This window comes from Microbacterium paludicola (genome assembly GCF_039529675.1).
Classification (GTDB): Bacteria; Actinomycetota; Actinomycetes; order Actinomycetales; family Microbacteriaceae; genus Microbacterium; species Microbacterium paludicola.
Genome location: NZ_BAAANG010000019.1, coordinates 59,201 through 75,155 on the forward strand (window position 1 = coordinate 59,201; position 15,955 = coordinate 75,155).

Genomic DNA, 15,955 nt, shown 5'->3' on the forward strand with positions numbered 1-15,955 from the left:
CGCGGGGCCGGAGAGCCGACCCCGCGGCAGTCGTCTGTCGAACGTGTCCTACTCGCCGAGCGTCACTCGCTGAGCTCGATCATGTTGAACACCTCGTCGTTCACCGGGCTCGCCGGGTACGACGTGACGCGCGGGGCGAACGCGAGCGACGGTGCCGGGTGAGCGAGCGGGATGCCGGGGATGAACTCGGCGACCATCTCGTTGATCTCCTGGTACGTCGCCGTCGCCTCCTCCGGGCTCGGGATCTGGCGCGCCTCCTCGAGGGCCGTGAACAGCTCGGGGTTGTCGAAGCCCCACTCCATCGACTGGCGGCCGAAGAAGACGCCGAGGAAGTTGTCGGTGTCGTTGTAATCGCCCGTCCACCCGAGCAGGTGGATGCCGTGGTTCTCGCTGCCCTGGATCAGGTCGAGGTAGTCGACCCACTCGTTCTCGACCGGCTCGACCGTGATGCCGACCTCCTCCAGCTGCGCGGCGAGGGCCGCGAAGATCTGGTCGGGGTTCGGCATGTAGGGGCGCGACACGTTCACGGGGTAGTTGAACGTGAGCGTGAGGTCCTCATGGCCGGCCTCCGCCAGCAGCTGCTTCGCCTTCTCGGGGTCGTACTCGTACGTCGTGACCGAATCGTTCCAGCCGTTGACGACCGGCGGAATGAACTGCGTCGCGACCTCGGTTCCCTCGGGCAGCACCTGCTGGACGAGCGCGTCCTTGTCGATGGCGTACGAGAGCGCCTGACGCACCAGCGGATCCTGCAGTTCGGGCGTCGCGTGGTTGAAGCCCAGGTAGAGGATGGTGAACGGGTCGCGCTGGGTGATCGTGAAGCCCTTCCCCTCGAGCGCGGCCGTGTCGGCGGGGGCGACGAGGTCGTAGCCGTCGATCGAACCCGACTCGAGCGCCTGACGGCGGGCCGTCGGGTCGTCGATCACACGGAACACGACCTCCTGAACCTGGCCCTGCTCGCCCCAGTAGTCCTCGTTCGCCGTGAGGACGACCTGGTCGCCGGGCGACCACGAGTCGAACGTGAACGGACCGGTGCCCACAGGGTGCCCTTCGGCGTACTCGCTGTAGACGGGTGCGTCCTCGGTGCCGCCGACCTCGTCGGCGCCGAACTCCTCGAGCGCGGTGGGGCTCTGCATCGAGAAGGCGGGCAGCGACAGTGCGGCGATGAAGCCCGACCACGGGCGCGTCAGGTTGACCGTCGCGCTGAGCTCGTCGTCGGCGCTGCAGGACTCATAGAGCGGGTTGTCCGACGAGTCCGGGCTGCCGAACAGGCTGTTGTAGTAGTACGAGAGGCTCTCGGTCGCCGCGACGCCGGTCCAGTTGTACCAGCGGTCGAAGTTCGCGCACACCGCCTCGGCGTTGAAGTCGGTGCCGTCGTGGAACTTCACGCCCTCCTTCAGCGTGAAGGTGAACGAGGTGCCCTCGTCGTTCTGCGTCCACTCTTCGGCGAGCAGCGGGGCGGGGTCGGCCGTGCCCGGCTCGACGCCGACGAGGCCCTCGAAGATCTGGCGGGCGATGCGGAAGGTCTCGCCGTCGCTGGCGAACGCCGGATCCAGACCGGCGGGGTCGGACGAGGAGGCGAACGTGAAGGTCGAGTCGACCGCGGCATCGTCGCCGCCGTCACCGCCGCCGTCCTCGCCGCGCTGGCTCTGCGCGCAGGCACTGAGGGCGAGGGTCGCGATGGCGATCCCCGCGACTGCGATCAGGCCGCGTCGTCGTGCGTGATGGGACATGCGCTGTGCACCTTTCTCGGAATGCAGATCGCGTCGGCTCACAGCCGACGCATATCCGCCAACCTACTTCTCCGTCGCGTACCCGACCATTACATCGACGTCTCGATCGTGTTTCGCGACCGTTCACCTGGCTGTGGCCGGCGGGACTTGCGGCGCTGACGGGCATTCGGCCGCGGATCACACGCCTCGTCTAGAGTCGCGCCGTGGGTATGGCGACAGAACCGGGCAGTTCTGCCCGCGTGCGGTCGGCGCCGAGGCGTGTCGCGGTTGCCGTCGCGGGAGCGCTGGTCGTGGCCGCGGGGCTCGCCGTCCACGCGTTCGCGCCCGACGGCTTCGCCTCGGACGCGGCCGGCGACGCGCTGTACGCGGCGCTGATCTACCTGCTCGGGGTGTTCATCCTGCCGCGCGCGGCATTCTGGATCGTCGCGGTGGCCGCCTTCGGCTGGTGCGCGGCCGTCGAGTTGTTCCAGCTCACCGGGCTGCCCGAGGTATGGGGCGCGGCCTTCACCCCGCTGATGCTCGTCTTCGGCACGGTGTTCGCGCCTCAGGACCTGCTGCTCTACGCGGCCGGCGTCGCCGGGGCGTGGGCGATCGACGCGCTCGTGCGGCGCTGATCGTCCGGCCGCCACGCGTCGAGGATCCGCCGGCGCAGGTCGTTTCCCCGCTCCGCGAACGCCCGCTGACGACGCACGTACTCGGCCTTTCCCTCCGCCGTCTCGATCCGCACCGGTGTGACGCCCCAGTCGGCGAGGTCGTACGGCGCGGCCTCCATGTCCAGCACCCGGATGTCCCTCGCCAGCTCGAATGCGTCGAGCAGCAGCTCGCCGGGAACGAGCGGGCCGAGCTTGACGGCCCACTTGTAGACGTCCATCCCCGCATGCAGGCAGCCCGGCTGGTCGAGCTCGGGCTGCGTCTCACGCGTCGGCGCCTGCTGGTTGCGCGGCACGGCGTCGGGAGTGAAGAAGCGGAACGCGTCGTAGTGGGTGCACTTGAGCTCGTGGGCCTCGACGACCGCGTCCGTCGCATCCTGGCCGAGGCGCAGGGGAACCGGATGCCGGTGCTCACGCTGCCGGTAGACCATCGCCCACTCGTGAAGCCCGAAGCAGTCGAACCGACCGGCGCGTTCCGCGGGACGGCGGAGCATGATCTCGATCAGCCGCGCCAGTGACGCCTTCTCGCGGCCGAATCCGTGGCGGTCGACGGTGAGGGATCCCGGCTCCGTGCCCGGCACGTACCAGCGCCAGCCCGCACGCTCGTCGGCGGCGGCGTCCGCGAGCTCGACGTCGGGGCCCGGATGCCAGCGGCGCAGCGTGGCGGGCTTGTACGAGTAGTACGTGAAGAGGAAGTCCCACACGGGGTGCTTCTCGCCGCGGGCAGACCGAGCCCGATGCGCCGCGGTCAGCTCGTCGGCCCGCTGCCGATGCGCCTCCGCGCGCGCACGCCAGTCATCGCGCGCGAGGCGCGTGACGGCGAGCGCGGCGGTCGGCCTCACGTCACCGCTCGAGGACGGCGCGCATTGCACGCGACAGGTACCACGGGTCGACGACCGCGGTCAGCTCCCTGGCGGAGTGCATCGACAGGATCGGCACGCCGACGTCGACGGTGCGGATGCCCAGACGGGTCGCGGTGATGGGACCGATCGTGGAGCCGCACGGCACGGCGTTGTTCGACACGAACTCCTGCATCGGCACGCCGGCCGCCTCGCAGGCGGCGTTCCACGCGGCGGCGCCGTGCGCGTCGGTCGCGTAGCGCTGGCTGGCGTTGATCTTGAGGATCGGCCCGCCGCCCGCGACGGGGTGGTTCGCCGGGTCGTGCCGGTCGGGGTAGTTCGGGTGCACCGCGTGACCGACGTCGCTGGAGACGTGCAGCGACGCGGCGAAGGCCTGCGCGCGCTCGTCGGCGCCGGCGCCGAGCGCCGCCGAGATCCGCAGCAGCACATCCTCGAGGAACGGGCCGGCCGCGCCGGAGCGCGAGGCGCTGCCGATCTCCTCGTGGTCGAACGCGGCGTACATGGTGATCGCCTCGCGCGGTTCGGTCTGCAGCTGAGCCACCAGCGCCGCGTGCGCCGACAGCAGGTTGTCGAGCCGGCCCGATGCGAACAGCTCCTGGGCGTGGCCGAAGGTGCGCGGCTCCTGCGTGTCCGCGACCACGATGTCGTAGCCGCCGATCTGCGAGGCCTCGACGCCCGCACGTGCCGCCAGGGCGTGCAGGATGTCGGCGCTCTCGGCGTCACCGAGGCCCCACACGGGCTGCGTGTGACGCTGCTTGTCGAGCTCAAGGCCGTTGTTCACGCCGCGGTCGAGGTGGATCGCGAGCTGCGGGATGCGCAGCAGCGACCCCGTCCGGACGAGGTGTTCCTCGCCCTCGAGGGTGACGAGACGACCCGCGAGCTCGAGCTCCCGGTCGAGCCACGAGTTCAGCAGCGGGCCGCCGTAGATCTCGACGCCGAGCTGCCACCAGCCGCCGGGCCCGAGTGTGGTCGGCTTCGGCTTGAGCTTGAAACCGGGGGAGTCGGTGTGCGCCCCGATGATGGTGAAGGGCGTGGTCGCGGCCGCCGCCTCGGGCAGCGCGAACGCCACGGCCGATCCGTCGCGCACCACGACATAACGTCCGCCGGGCGCGATGTCCCACGCGTCGACCTCGTCGATCCGCGTGTAGCCGGCCCCCTCGGCGCGGCGAGCGATCTCGGCGGCCGCGTGGTACGAGGACGGGGAGGCCGTCACGAAGGCCGCGAGGTCCTCGATGTGGGCGCGGGCTTCGGCGGGAACGCGATCGGCAGTCATGGGTTCGATTATCGCGCGGGCGCCTGGGCGTCTCGGTTCAGGCGGCGTCGAGCGGCTCGATCAGCGCGGGGGAGTTGTTCCGCACGTTGCCGACGTCCTTCGCCACCGGGTGGAACGTCAGGGTCTCGGCGACGTAGGGCGCGGCGTCGACCGCAGCGTCCAGCACGTCGCGCGGGTAGTCGATGGTCGGATCGAGCCAGGCATCGGCGTGGTCGACGTCGAGGAAGACGGGCATCCGGCCGTGGATGGATCCGAGTTCGCCGATCGCCTCGCGGGTCAGGATCGTGAAGCTCAGCACCCAGCGAGCTGGGTCGTCGTCGGTCTTCGACGGGTCCTTCCACCACTCGTACAGGCCGGCGAACAGCAGCGGTGATCCGTCGGCGGGGTGGATGAAGTGCGGCACCTTGCCGTCCGCCTGCTGCTGCCACTCGTAGTAGCCGGAGGAGGGGATGATCGCGCGCCGCTTCTGCAGCGCGTTCTGGAACATCCGCTTCTCCTCCAGTTCCTCGGAGCGCGCGTTGAACGCGCGGGCGCCGATCGAGAGGTCCTTCGCCCAGGACGGGACGAGTCCCCAGCGTGCGACCTCGAGCCGGCGGGTCGGCGGCTCGGTCTTCGCCGAGTCGAGCACGATCGCGACCGGATCGGTCGGCGCGACGTTGTACGAGGGCGGCGGCAGCTCATCCGCCTGCAGATCCACCCGCAGCTCACCCACGAGCTCGTTCCCGACCTTCGCCACGACGAATCGACCGCACATGCCGCCAGGCTATGCCGTGCCGCCGACATCCGCCTGGTCCCGGGCCGCGGGCCGAGCGTGTGGGCTGCGCCGCTTGCCAGTGGCCCGAAACGACACAAGAAGACCGCAGCGACGCACCGGATCGCCGATCCCGTCCGTCGTTTCGGCTGCGGTGAGTCGTTTCGGGTCGCTACCGTCGTGCCATGACCCCAGCAGTCGTGGTGCGGGCCGCCCGGCCAGAGGACGCGCGGGCTATGGCGCGCGTGCACGCGCTGGCCTGGCAGGAGACATACCGCGGGCTGATGCGCGACGAGGTGCTCGACGCCCCCGACGCGGTCGAGCGTCGCGAGCGGATGTGGACGAACGTGCTGACGAGGATCGGCGGATCGGGCCAGCGCGCGGCCGTCGCGGACCGCGATGGAGCGGTCGTAGGGATCGCGCTGGCGGGCCCGCCGGAGGGCGACGATGCGCCCCAGGCGCGCCAGCTCTACCTGATCTACCTCCTCGCCGCCGAGCACGGCTCGGGCGTGGGCGGTCCGCTCCTCGAGGCGGTCTTGGCGCCGACGGAGGGCGCCTTCCTGTGGGTTGTGGACCCAAACCCGCGGGCGCAGGCCTTCTACCGGAGGCACGGCTTCACACCTGACGGCCGGTCAGAGGTCGACGACGGAGTCCGTGAGATCCGGATGATCCGTGCGGCCTCATAGGCTCGCCGGCGCACGCCGACCACCGATATCGCGGGAGTTCAGCTCTCCGGGTCGAGGAGGCCGACGGCCTCGAGGCGCTCCGCGAGGCCCGCGCCGTCGTCGGCGGTGACCCACGGGATCGAGGCGCCGGAGTGGTCGTTGACGGCCGTGCGACCACCGGCCAGCACCGCCTCGGCGGGGGACAGGCGGCGGATGGCCACTCCCGCGACCGACTGCGGGTACTCGCTCGCGAAGGCCGTGTAGATGGCGTCGTCGTGCTGACCGTCGTCGCCGATCAGCAGCCACCGCACATCCGGGAACTCCTCGGCGAGGCGGCGCAGGTTGGTCGCCTTGTGATCGCTGCCGCTGCGGAACCAGCGGTCGTGCGTCGGGCCCCAGTCGGTCAGCAGCAGTGACCCGGCGGGGAAGAGATGGCGGTTGAGGAAGCGGGTCAGCGTCGGGGCGACGTTCCAGGCGCCCGTCGACAGGTAGACCATCGGCAGCCCCTGCTGCTGGCGCGTGAGGCGGCCGAGGAGCACCGCCATCCCCGGCACCGGCTGGCGGGCGTGCTCGTCGAGCACGAACGAGTTCCACGCGGCGAGCAGCGGTCGGGGGAGCGCCGTGACCATCACGGTGTCGTCGACGTCGCTGACGACGCCGTGACGCATTCCGGGCGCGACGATCTGCACCAGCGACTCGCCGGGCTCGCCGTCCTCGACGGCCATCCGCACCAGCTGCCAGCCGGGTTCGAGCTTCGCCTCGATGCGCGCGTCGATCACCCCGCCGCGGTCGGCGACGACCTCGTGCGTCTCGTCGCCGATCGTGATGCGCACAGTGGAGTAGCCCACCGGGATCCCGAGGAAGCTGCGCCAGCCGCGCACGCTGGCCAGCTCGCCCGACTTCGTGCGCTTCGTCGGCGGCACGATCAGGACGCGACCGAGGACGCGAACCCATCCCTCGCCGCCGTAGCCGGGGAACACGAGCACCGTGGGCTTGCGGCCGTGCCGACGGGCGCGTCGTTCTCGCCGCGCATGCACGCGGCGCTCGATCCGGGCGATCCAGTGGATCCTGTCGCGAGGCGAGGTGGAGGGCATCGCCACCAGTCTTCCACGAGCGCCGCCGCAGACCGCGGGCGGAGGTGCCCGTCAGTCGTCGAGGTGGCGCCGCTCGAGGTGGGCGATCACCTTCTTGGCGATGAAGACGCCGACGACGAGCAGCAGGATGGCCCCGACGAAGATGTACGCGGCCCAGTGCGCCGTGTCGGACAGGCTCCGGTACGACTGCGCCGCGCCGGCCGAGATCGAGACGTAGAGCGTCGCCCAGATCACGCAGGCGGGCAGGGTCCAGAGGATGAACCTGCGGTACGGATAGGTGCTCATGCCGACCGTCAGCGGCACGAGCGAGTGCATCACGGGCAGGAAGCGGGACAGGAAGATGGCGATCCCGCCGCGGCGCTGCACGTATCTCTCCGCGCGCACCCAGTTGCGTTCGCCGATCCGGCGTCCGACCCAGGACGTGCGGATGTGCGGGCCGAGCCAGCGCCCGAGGGCGAAGCCGATCGACTCGCCCGCGAGGGAGCCGCAGATGACCACGATCGCGAGGATGACGCCGTCGAGCACGCTCGTGACGCCGGTCGCCGCGACGATGACGACGGTGTCGCCGGGCACGATCAGCCCCACGAGGACGCTTGTCTCCAGCAGCATCGCGATCCCTGCGAGGGTCGTGCGCAGCACCGGATCCACGGACTCCACAAGGTCCAGCAGCCACCGGAGAGCGTCGTCCACGCGTAGAGCATAGGCGGGGGCGTCGGGCGCTAACCTGGAATCTCGCACCGACGCGCCCGAATCGGGGCGCGCACGCTCGATCGATTGGCTGTCCCACCCGTGTCGCAGATCTCTCCCGCCCCCGCAGCGAACGCTCCCGCCGACGGCGCGTTCGACCTCCACGCCCTGCACGCGAAGTGGCAGGCGTACTGGGCCGAGAACGACACGTTCCTTGCGGGCTCCGACGAGGACACCCGTCCGCGCAAGTACGTGCTGCCGATGTTCCCGTACCCGTCCGGCGATCTGCACATGGGTCACGCGGAGAACTATCTGTACAGCGACATCGTCGCGCGCTTCTGGCGTCATCGCGGCTACAACGTGCTGCAGCCCATCGGCTGGGACTCGTTCGGCCTGCCGGCGGAGAACGCGGCCATCCAGCGCGGCGCCGACCCGCGCGAGTGGACCTACGCGAACATCGCGCAGCAGCGGGAGAGTCTGAAGGCGTACGGCGTCTCGTTCGACTGGAGCCGGGTGCTCCACACCAGCGACGAGGACTACTACCGCTGGAACCAGTGGCTGTTCCAGCAGCTGCACGAGCGCGGCCTCGCCTACCGCAAGGAGAGCCCGGTCAACTGGTGCCCCAAGGACCAGACCGTGCTGGCGAACGAGCAGGTCGTCGACGGTGCCTGCGAGCGCTGCGGCACGACCGTCGTGAAGAAGAAGCTCACGCAGTGGTACTTCCGCATCACCGAGTACGCCGACCGCCTGCTCGACGACCTGAACCAGCTCGAGGGCCGCTGGCCCCACAAGGTGCTGCAGATGCAGCGCAACTGGATCGGCCGCTCGGTCGGCGCCGACATCGACTTCGAGATCGAGGGTCGCGCCGAGAAGGTCACGGTCTTCTCCACCCGCCCCGACACCCTGTACGGCGCGACGTTCATGGTCGTCGCCCCCGACAGCGACCTCGCCGCCGAGCTGGTCTCGGGCGCATCGCCCGAGGCGCGGATGCGGTTCCAGGACTACCTGGAGCAGACGCAGAAGCAGACCGACATCGAGCGCCAGGCGACCGACAAGCCGAAGACCGGCGTCTTCCTCGAGCGCTACGCGATCAACCCGGTCAACGGCGAGCGCCTGCCCATCTGGGCGGCCGATTACGTCCTGGCCGACTACGGGCACGGTGCGGTCATGGCCGTTCCCGCGCACGACCAGCGCGACCTCGATTTCGCCCGCACGTTCGACCTGCCCATCCGGGTCGTCGTCGACACGACGGCGCCCATCACCGGCGCCATCCCGGTCATCGAGCTCGACGAGGACGGCGTGCCGATCGACCCGCAGCTCAGCGGGGTCGACCCCCGCCACACCGGCGAGGCGCTGACCGGCGAGGGCCGGATGATCAACTCCGGATCGCTGGACGGCCTGTCCAAGCGCAACGCGATCGCGCGCGTGATCGAGCAGCTCGAGGCGGCCGGCACCGGCCGCGCGGCAAAGCAGTATCGCCTCCGCGACTGGCTGATCTCGCGTCAGCGCTTCTGGGGCACGCCGATCCCGATGATCCACGCGCAGGACGGCGAGATCGTGCCGGTTCCGGCCGACCAGCTGCCGGTGCGCCTGCCGGACGCCGCCGGTCTCGACCTGAAGCCCAAGGGGCAGTCGCCGCTGGGCGCCGCGACCGGCTGGGTGGAGACGACGGATCCCCGCACCGGCGAGCCCGCGCTGCGCGACCCCGACACGATGGACACGTTCGTCGACAGCTCGTGGTACTTCCTGCGCTTCCTGTCTCCGGGCAACGCCGAGCGCGCCTTCGACCCGAAGGACGCCGACCGCTGGGCTCCCGTCGACTCGTACATCGGCGGCGTCGAGCACGCCATCCTGCACCTGCTCTACGCGCGCTTCATCACCAAGGTCCTGTTCGACATGGGCCAGGTCGACTTCACCGAGCCGTTCTCGAGCCTGATCAACCAGGGAATGGTGATCCTCGACGGCGCGAAGATGTCGAAGTCGAAGGGCAACCTCGTGCTGTTCGAGGAGGAGCTGGCGCAGCACAGCGCCGACGTGCTGCGCGTGGCCCTGGCGTTCGCCGGCCCCGTGGAGGACGACAAGGACTGGAAGGACGTCTCGACAACGGGCGCCCAGAAGTTCCTCGCGCGCGCCCTGCGTCTGGCGCAGGAGGTCACGAGCGCGACGGATGTCGTCTGGGCCGAGGGCGACGCGGGCCTGCGGCGCGTCACGCACCGCCTGCTCGCCGATGCCCCGGTGCTGATCGAGCAGACCAAGTTCAACGTCGTCGTCGCGCGGCTGATGGAGCTCGTCAACGCGATCCGCAAGGCCGTGGACGGCGCCGCGGGTCCGGCCGATCCCGCCGTGCGCGAGGCGGTCGAGGCGACCGCGATGATCCTCGACCTGTTCGCCCCGCACACGGCCGAGGAGATGTGGGAGCTGCTCGGCTACGAAGCCTCGGTCGGCCACGTGACGTGGCGCAGCGCCGACCCCGCGCTGCTCGTGGAGGAGTCGGTGACCGCGGTCGTGCAGATCGACGGCAAGGTGCGAGCGACGCTCGAGGTGTCGGCGAAGATCGACACCGAGGAGCTCGAGCGCCTCGCGCGCGCCGACGAGCGCGTGCTTCGTGCCCTCGGCGACCGCGAGATCGTGCGTGCGATCGTGCGCGCGCCGAAGGTCGTCAGCTTCTCGACGAAGTAGTTCCCGTGGCTGTTGTCCCCGAGTTGCCGTGTGGTTCCGGCACCTCGGGGACAGGCCGGTGGCCGTGTCCAGCGACGGCTGCTGAGCGAGCGAAGCGAGTCGAAGCGACCGGGTGACTCGTCCCCAGAGCGTGGGTCTCCCTGGCTCTCCACGGTGCGCTCGGATACGCGGCCTCGCTCATCGCGGCGTTCATAGCCTGGCGATGTGGCGGGCGGCGAGGGGACACGTGCCGAGCCGATCCCGGAGATCGCGGCGCCGCCGCGCCGGGTGAGGCTCGGTCTCGGCGCGGTCGTGCTGCTCGTGCTCGGAGCGCTGGCGATCACGATCGGCATCGGCGTGTGGCGCGGCGCCACGACGCCCACCGAGCAGGTGACGGCCGCCACCCCGACTCCCGGAGCGACCGTGGCCGCGGGACGTGTATACGTGCACGTCGACGGGCAGGTGCGCGCGCCGGGGCTGTACGTCCTGCCCGCAGGATCGCGCGTGGTCGACGCGATCGCGTCCGCCGGCGGCTTCGGGGAGAAGGCCGACCGGACCTCCGTGAACCTCGCGCGCGTCGTGGCCGACGGCGAGCAGCTCGTCGTGCCCGAGCAGGGGGCCGCCCCTCCGCCTGCCGCGGCGGCGGGCGGAGGAGCCGGCGGCGAGGCCCCCATCGACCTGAACACCGCCGACTCCGCCGCACTGGAGGAGCTGCCCCGGATCGGCCCGGCTCTGGCCCAGCGCATCATCGAGTGGCGGGACGCGAACGGACGGTTCGCCGCCGTCGAGGATCTCCTCGCGGTGCCGGGCATCGGCGAGAAGATGCTCGAGTCGCTGCGCCCCCACGTGAGGGTCGGATGACGCTCGTCGCGCCCGTCGTGCAGGACGCGCGCGTCGAACAGGAGGAGGTGCTCCGCTCGGCCGATCTGCGACTGCTGCCGATCGTGATCGCCGCGTGGGCGACTGCCCTCCTGGTCGTGCTCGCGCCGCCGGCGGCCGCTCCCGTGGCGGTCGCCGCCTGGGTGATGACGGTCGCCGGCCTCGCCGTGTGGCGGTGGCTGCCGGCGCGGCGGCGCACCCTTGCCGCCGTCGTGCTGCTCGCGTGCGCGGCCTCCGGAGCGGTCGCCACCCACGTGGCCGCCGCTCTGCCCGCGCGCAGTGCAGCGGTCGAGTTCGCGGTCACCGGTGGCCGCTCCGTGGAGCTCAGCGTCGACGTGACGTCGAAGGTCGAGCTGCACGGCGAGGCGCTGTGGTTCGACGGCGAGGCACAGCGCCTGAGTCGTGGGGAGCAGGAGCTCGTCGGCACCGTGCCGGTCACGGTCAGCGTGTCGGCAGAGGCGGTCGAGGGGCAGCGGCTGGACCTCGGCTCGGCCGTGATCGTGAGCGGCACGGCCCAGGCGGGAGACGGGGGAGACCGTGCGGCGCTGGTCGTCTTCGCGCGCGGGGTGGACGTCATCCGCGGGCCGTTCGGGCCGCTCGACGCGGCCGCGTCGCTGCGCGACGTGTTCGTCGAGCGGGCGACGGCCCTCCCCGCGCCAGGCTCGATGCTGCTTCCGGGCCTTGCCGTCGGCGACACACGGGCGGTGACGGATGAGCTCGACGCACAGATGAAGGCGACGTCGCTGAGCCACCTCACGGCGGTCAGTGGCGCGAACTGCGCACTCGTGGTCGGCATCGCGTTCGGCGCGGCGGCGTTGTGTGGTGCCTCCCGCGGTGCGCGGATCGGGCTCGCCGCCGCGGCACTCGGTGGCTTCGTCGTGCTCGTGACGCCCGAGCCGAGCGTCATCCGTGCCGGGACCATGGCGATGATCGCGCTGCTCGCGCTGGCGCTGGGGCGGGTGGGCGCGGGCATCTCGCTTCTGTCGCTCGCGGCGACGGTGCTGCTGATCGGCGACCCCTGGCTCGCGACGAGTTATGGTTTCGCCCTGTCGGTCGTCGCCACCGGGTCGCTGCTGCTGCTCGCACGTCCCATCGCGCGCGGCCTCTCGCGGTGGCTCCCGCTGCCGCTCGCCGCCGCCCTGAGCGTGCCACTGGCCGCGCAGCTCGCCTGCGGACCGGTGCTGGTGCTGCTGGCGCCCGAGGTTCCGCTCTACGGTGTCGTGGCCAACCTGCTCGCCGGTCCCGCAGCGCCGATCGTGACGATCGTCGGTCTCGCGGCGTGCCTCGCCGCGCCCATCCCGGTGCTCGCCGATGGTCTGGCGGCGATCGCGTGGATCCCGTCGGCGTGGATCGCCGCCACCGCTCAGACCCTCGCAGCCATGCCGGGCGGGCAGCTCGCCTGGGTGCCCGGCCTCGCCGGTGCGCTTCTGCTCGCGCTGCTCGGCGCTGCCGCGGGCGTGATGATCGCCCGTGCGGGCCGGGCCGGTCTCGCCGATCGGCGGCTGCGTGCGGCCGCGGCGACGCTGCTGGCGGTGGCGGTGGGCGTCTCGACCGGCGCCAGCGCGCTGAGCGGCGTTGTCGCGGGACCTCTCACGGTGCCGCGCGACTGGGCGATCGCGGTGTGCGAGGTGGGGCAGGGGGATGGGCTCGTCCTGCGGTCGGGCGGAGCCGTGGCCGTCGTCGACATGGGGCCCGACCCCGAGCCCCTTGCCGCCTGCCTGTCGCGGCTCGGCATCGACCGCGTCGATCTGCTCGTGCTCAGCCACTTCGACATCGACCACGTCGGCGGGGCCGCGGCGCTCCGCGATCGGGTGACGACGGTGCTGCACGGCCCCCTCGGCGGCCCCGAGGACGAGTGGGCCCTTGACGGGCTCGGCGCCGCGCAGCGCGTCCAGGCGACCGTCGGGATGACGGGGGTGCTCGGTGAATCCCGCTGGACGGTGCTCTGGCCTCGTGCCGAGTCGCGGGCGTTCGAACCCGGCAACGACTCCAGCGTCGTCATCGAGATCGAAGGGCCCGACCTGCCGCGCACCATCCTGCTCGGCGATCTCGGCACTTCGGCGCAGGCCGCGATGCTCGGCACCGCGCGGATCGCCGGTCCGTATCAGGTCGTGAAGGTCGCGCACCACGGAAGCGCGGATCAGCTCGGGGCGCTGTACGAGGAGATCGAGGCGAGCGTGGGACTCATCACCGTCGGCGCCGACAACGACTACGGGCACCCGCGCGAAGAGATCCTCAACACGCTCACGTCCCTCGGCACGGTGATCGGGCGCACCGACCGCGAGGGGCTCCTCCTCGTCTCCCCGACGCCGGACGGCGTCTCCGTCTGGCGGGAGCGGCCACCGTGACCCGGGCCACACGGCGTCGCGTCGGTGGCCGCCGGTAGGCTGGCTGCATGGCTCCCGCACCCGCTTCGAAGTCTCCGGCGCGCGGGGCCAAGGCATCCATCCCTCAGCTGTCGTGGCGCAGCCCGCGCCCCGCGCCGATCGTCCTCGTGTCGGGCCCCGAGGAGGTCTGCGCCGAGCGCGCGATCGCCGGTGTGCGCGATTACCTGAAGGCCGAGGACCCGGCGGTCGAGATCGCCGACATCCGCGCCGACGACTACACGGCAGGCACCCTGCTCGCCGTGTCGGCCCCGTCTCTGTTCGGCGAGCCCCGCCTCGTGCGCGTCTCGGGAGTCGAGAAGTGCAGCGACGCCTTCCTCACCGAGGCGCTCTCTTACATCGAGCACCCGCAGGAGGGTGCGACCGTCGTCCTGCGTCATACGGGCGCGACAGTGCGCGGCAAGAAGCTGCTCGATGCGATCCGCGCCGGCGTCGGCGGGGGAGCGGAGGTGCCGTGCCCCGCCGTCAAGCGCGACGCCGACCGGCACGACTTCGCCGCGGGCGAGTTCAAGGCGGTGGGGCGCCGGATCGCGCCCCGCGCGCTCCAGGCGCTGCTGTCTGCGTTCGCCGACGACCTCACCGAGCTCGCCGCCGCGTGCCAGCAGCTGATCTCGGACGTCGACGGCGACATCACCGAGGACATCGTCACGCGCTACTACGGAGGGCGCGTCGAGACCAATGCGTTCGCGGTGGCCGACACGGCCATCGCCGGCCGCTACGGCGAGGCGCTCGTCGGCCTGCGCCACGCCCTCGCGTCGGGCGCCGATCCCGTGCCGATCGTGGCCGCGTTCGCGATGAAGCTGCGCACGATGGCGAAGGTCGCCGGATCGCGCGAGCCGGCCCGCGCTCTCGCAGCGCGCCTCGGGATGAAGGACTGGCAGGTGGATCGCGCCCGCCGCGACCTGCAGGCAGGCTGGACGCAGGCGACGCTTGGGCTCGCGATCCAGGCCGCGGCGCGTGCCGACGCCGAGGTCAAGGGCGCGTCGCGCGATCCGGTGTTCGCGCTCGAGCGGATGATCTCCGTCATCGCCACCCGCCGCCCGTTCGGGGAGTGATCCGCGCGCCGTCCAGCGCCGCGTCTGTTCCCTGCTCGCAGTCGCAACCCGCGGCGTTCACGCGCAAAGCAAAGAACCCGCCCCCAGCGGGGACGGGTTCTTCGAGAAGAGTCAGCTCAGAGCGAGGCGACCTTGGACGCGAGAGCCGACTTGCGGTTCGCGGCCTGGTTCTTGTGGATGACGCCCTTGCTGGCGGCCTTGTCGAGCTTCTTGGCGGCCTTGACGAACGCGGCCTCGGCGGCGGCCTTGTCGCCGGAGGCGATGGCGTCGCGGGTGCGGCGGACGAAGGACTTCAGCTCGCTCTTGACGGCCTTGTTGCGCTCGCGCGCCTTCTCGTTGGTCTTGATGCGCTTGATCTGCGACTTGATGTTTGCCACGTGTCGAAAGACTTTCGTTCAGAGGTTGTGCGGACGATGTCGATTGACAGTAGAGGGATGTCGCTCGACGGGTGTGGGGTGGGACCCACACGCAAGCCAAGGACCAAGTCTAGCAGGTCAGGTGCTGCCCGCCGCGCCCGCGGACGCCCTGTCAGCGCGCGCCTCCACGGTGGCGACGGCCAGATCCAGCACGAGATTGAACACGGCGGGCCGCATGGCGGTGACCAGGTGCGTCGTCCGGGGCACCACGATGAGCTCGGAGTCGGGCACCATGCTCGCGAAGACCTTCTCGTGCAGCCGTAGCTGATCCCACTGGCCGTTCACGAACCACACCGGCACACGGATGCGCCGCAGCGCCGCCGCCAGATCGAGCACGGAGAGGCTGCGCAGCGCCGCGTCCTGCGCGCCGAAGGCGTAGCCGCCCGCGCCGAAGTCGGTGCGGGTGTCGTCGGGGAGCGTGGCCCGCAGCATTGCACGCGTCAGGATCAGCCCGCGGCCGGGCAGCGCGTTGAACCCGCGCATCAGCGTCCGGTAGGCGTGCAGCCCGAGCCCGCGGGGGATCGCGGTTGCCGACGCCGCGACGAGGCCGGCCACAGGCGGTGGGTCCGCCGCGCCGACGTACTCGGTCGCGATGAGTCCGCCCATCGAGTGGCCGACGAGGAGGACGGGTCCGATCGCGGCGGCGGAGCGCACCGCGGCGTCGATTGCAGCCATTGCTCCCTCGAGTGTGAAGGTCTCGTCGATGCGGGCGCCGTGCCCGGGCAGGTCGATCGCGTGCGCTCCGATCCCGCGTTGCTCGAGGTGCGCGACCTGCGTGCGCCACATCGTCGCGGACGTGCGGATGCCGTGCACGAGGATGACCTGCACCGACATGCGCCCACGCTACCGAAAC

Annotated in this window: 14 protein-coding genes; 6 read left to right on the plus strand and 8 right to left on the minus strand. The window is 71.3% G+C overall.

What is annotated here, in order from left to right:
- Positions 1-62: 62 nt before the first annotated feature.
- A complete protein-coding gene (locus tag ABD161_RS09930) occupies positions 63-1,730 on the minus strand; it encodes an ABC transporter substrate-binding protein (RefSeq protein ID WP_344002066.1) in 1,668 nt (555 codons plus the stop codon).
- 209 nt (positions 1,731-1,939) lie between these two features.
- On the opposite strand from ABD161_RS09930, the gene ABD161_RS09935 reads away from it, so the two are divergent.
- On the plus strand, positions 1,940-2,344 hold the full coding sequence (locus ABD161_RS09935) for a ribosomal maturation YjgA family protein (protein ID WP_344002069.1): 405 nt from the start codon (positions 1,940-1,942) through the stop codon (positions 2,342-2,344).
- Here the strand turns inward: ABD161_RS09935 and ABD161_RS09940 are convergent.
- Genes ABD161_RS09940 through ABD161_RS09950 form a run of 3 tightly spaced genes read right to left on the minus strand, consistent with a single transcriptional unit; the run spans position 2,290 to position 5,267 of the window.
- Positions 2,290-3,222, minus strand: coding sequence for a 3-methyladenine DNA glycosylase (locus ABD161_RS09940; protein WP_344002072.1), 933 nt, complete (start codon positions 3,220-3,222; stop codon positions 2,290-2,292). The genes ABD161_RS09935 and ABD161_RS09940 overlap by 55 nt on opposite strands.
- A 1-nt stretch (position 3,223) precedes the next feature.
- Positions 3,224-4,513 (minus strand): M18 family aminopeptidase, encoded by a 1,290-nt coding sequence (locus ABD161_RS09945; protein ID WP_344002075.1) that lies wholly within the window; start codon positions 4,511-4,513, stop codon positions 3,224-3,226.
- A 37-nt stretch (positions 4,514-4,550) separates the two neighbouring features.
- A complete protein-coding gene (locus tag ABD161_RS09950; RefSeq protein ID WP_344002078.1) occupies positions 4,551-5,267 on the minus strand; it encodes an SOS response-associated peptidase in 717 nt (238 codons plus the stop codon).
- Positions 5,268-5,449: 182 nt separating this feature from the next.
- On the opposite strand from ABD161_RS09950, the gene ABD161_RS09955 reads away from it, so the two are divergent.
- The gene (locus tag ABD161_RS09955; RefSeq protein WP_344002081.1) at positions 5,450-5,950 is read left to right on the plus strand and encodes a GNAT family N-acetyltransferase; all 501 of its coding nucleotides are present in this window, start codon (positions 5,450-5,452) and stop codon (positions 5,948-5,950) included.
- Positions 5,951-5,988: 38 nt separating this feature from the next.
- On the opposite strand, the gene ABD161_RS09960 is transcribed toward ABD161_RS09955, so the two are convergent.
- Both ABD161_RS09960 and ABD161_RS09965 read right to left on the minus strand, forming a co-directional pair.
- Entirely contained in the window at positions 5,989-7,023 is a 1,035-nt protein-coding gene (locus ABD161_RS09960) for an App1 family protein phosphatidate phosphatase (protein WP_344002084.1), read from the minus strand.
- A 51-nt stretch (positions 7,024-7,074) separates the two neighbouring features.
- Positions 7,075-7,713 (minus strand): DedA family protein, encoded by a 639-nt coding sequence (locus ABD161_RS09965; protein ID WP_344002087.1) that lies wholly within the window; start codon positions 7,711-7,713, stop codon positions 7,075-7,077.
- 108 nt (positions 7,714-7,821) lie between these two features.
- Between ABD161_RS09965 and leuS the strand changes: the two genes are divergently transcribed.
- The 4 genes from leuS to holA all read left to right on the plus strand — a co-directional run bounded on the left by leuS (position 7,822) and on the right by holA (position 14,686).
- A complete protein-coding gene (gene leuS / locus ABD161_RS09970) occupies positions 7,822-10,389 on the plus strand; it encodes a leucine--tRNA ligase (RefSeq protein ID WP_344002495.1) in 2,568 nt (855 codons plus the stop codon).
- Between the two features lie 204 nt (positions 10,390-10,593).
- Complete coding sequence (locus tag ABD161_RS09975; RefSeq protein ID WP_344002089.1) at positions 10,594-11,229, plus strand: helix-hairpin-helix domain-containing protein; 636 nt, start codon at positions 10,594-10,596, stop codon at positions 11,227-11,229.
- A complete protein-coding gene (locus ABD161_RS09980) occupies positions 11,226-13,595 on the plus strand; it encodes a ComEC/Rec2 family competence protein (RefSeq protein ID WP_344002092.1) in 2,370 nt (789 codons plus the stop codon). Before ABD161_RS09975 ends, ABD161_RS09980 begins: the two co-directional genes overlap by 4 nt.
- A gap of 47 nt (positions 13,596-13,642) precedes the next feature.
- A complete protein-coding gene (gene holA / locus ABD161_RS09985) occupies positions 13,643-14,686 on the plus strand; it encodes a DNA polymerase III subunit delta (protein WP_344002095.1) in 1,044 nt (347 codons plus the stop codon).
- A 116-nt stretch (positions 14,687-14,802) separates the two neighbouring features.
- Here the strand turns inward: holA and rpsT are convergent, their stop codons facing one another.
- Both rpsT and ABD161_RS09995 read right to left on the minus strand, forming a co-directional pair.
- Positions 14,803-15,063, minus strand: a complete 261-nt coding sequence (gene rpsT / locus ABD161_RS09990; RefSeq protein ID WP_135113265.1) for a 30S ribosomal protein S20 — start codon at positions 15,061-15,063, stop codon at positions 14,803-14,805.
- Between the two features lie 117 nt (positions 15,064-15,180).
- Complete coding sequence (locus tag ABD161_RS09995) at positions 15,181-15,936, minus strand: alpha/beta fold hydrolase (protein WP_344002099.1); 756 nt, start codon at positions 15,934-15,936, stop codon at positions 15,181-15,183.
- Positions 15,937-15,955: the final 19 nt, after the last annotated feature.

What these genes read in the sequence shown, in the direction of transcription:
- ABD161_RS09930 (WP_344002066.1), bottom strand. Translation starts at nt 1,730, where the DNA reads ATGTCCCATCACGCACGACGACGCGGCCTGATCGCAGTCGCGGGGATC.
- ABD161_RS09960 (WP_344002084.1), bottom strand. Translation starts at nt 7,023, where the DNA reads ATGCCCTCCACCTCGCCTCGCGACAGGATCCACTGGATCGCCCGGATC.
- ABD161_RS09980 (WP_344002092.1), top strand. Translation starts at nt 11,226, where the DNA reads ATGACGCTCGTCGCGCCCGTCGTGCAGGACGCGCGCGTCGAACAGGAG.
- ABD161_RS09935 (WP_344002069.1), top strand. Translation starts at nt 1,940, where the DNA reads ATGGCGACAGAACCGGGCAGTTCTGCCCGCGTGCGGTCGGCGCCGAGG.
- holA (WP_344002095.1), top strand. Translation starts at nt 13,643, where the DNA reads ATGGCTCCCGCACCCGCTTCGAAGTCTCCGGCGCGCGGGGCCAAGGCA.
- ABD161_RS09945 (WP_344002075.1), bottom strand. Translation starts at nt 4,513, where the DNA reads ATGACTGCCGATCGCGTTCCCGCCGAAGCCCGCGCCCACATCGAGGAC.
- ABD161_RS09950 (WP_344002078.1), bottom strand. Translation starts at nt 5,267, where the DNA reads ATGTGCGGTCGATTCGTCGTGGCGAAGGTCGGGAACGAGCTCGTGGGT.
- ABD161_RS09955 (WP_344002081.1), top strand. Translation starts at nt 5,450, where the DNA reads ATGACCCCAGCAGTCGTGGTGCGGGCCGCCCGGCCAGAGGACGCGCGG.
- ABD161_RS09995 (WP_344002099.1), bottom strand. Translation starts at nt 15,936, where the DNA reads ATGTCGGTGCAGGTCATCCTCGTGCACGGCATCCGCACGTCCGCGACG.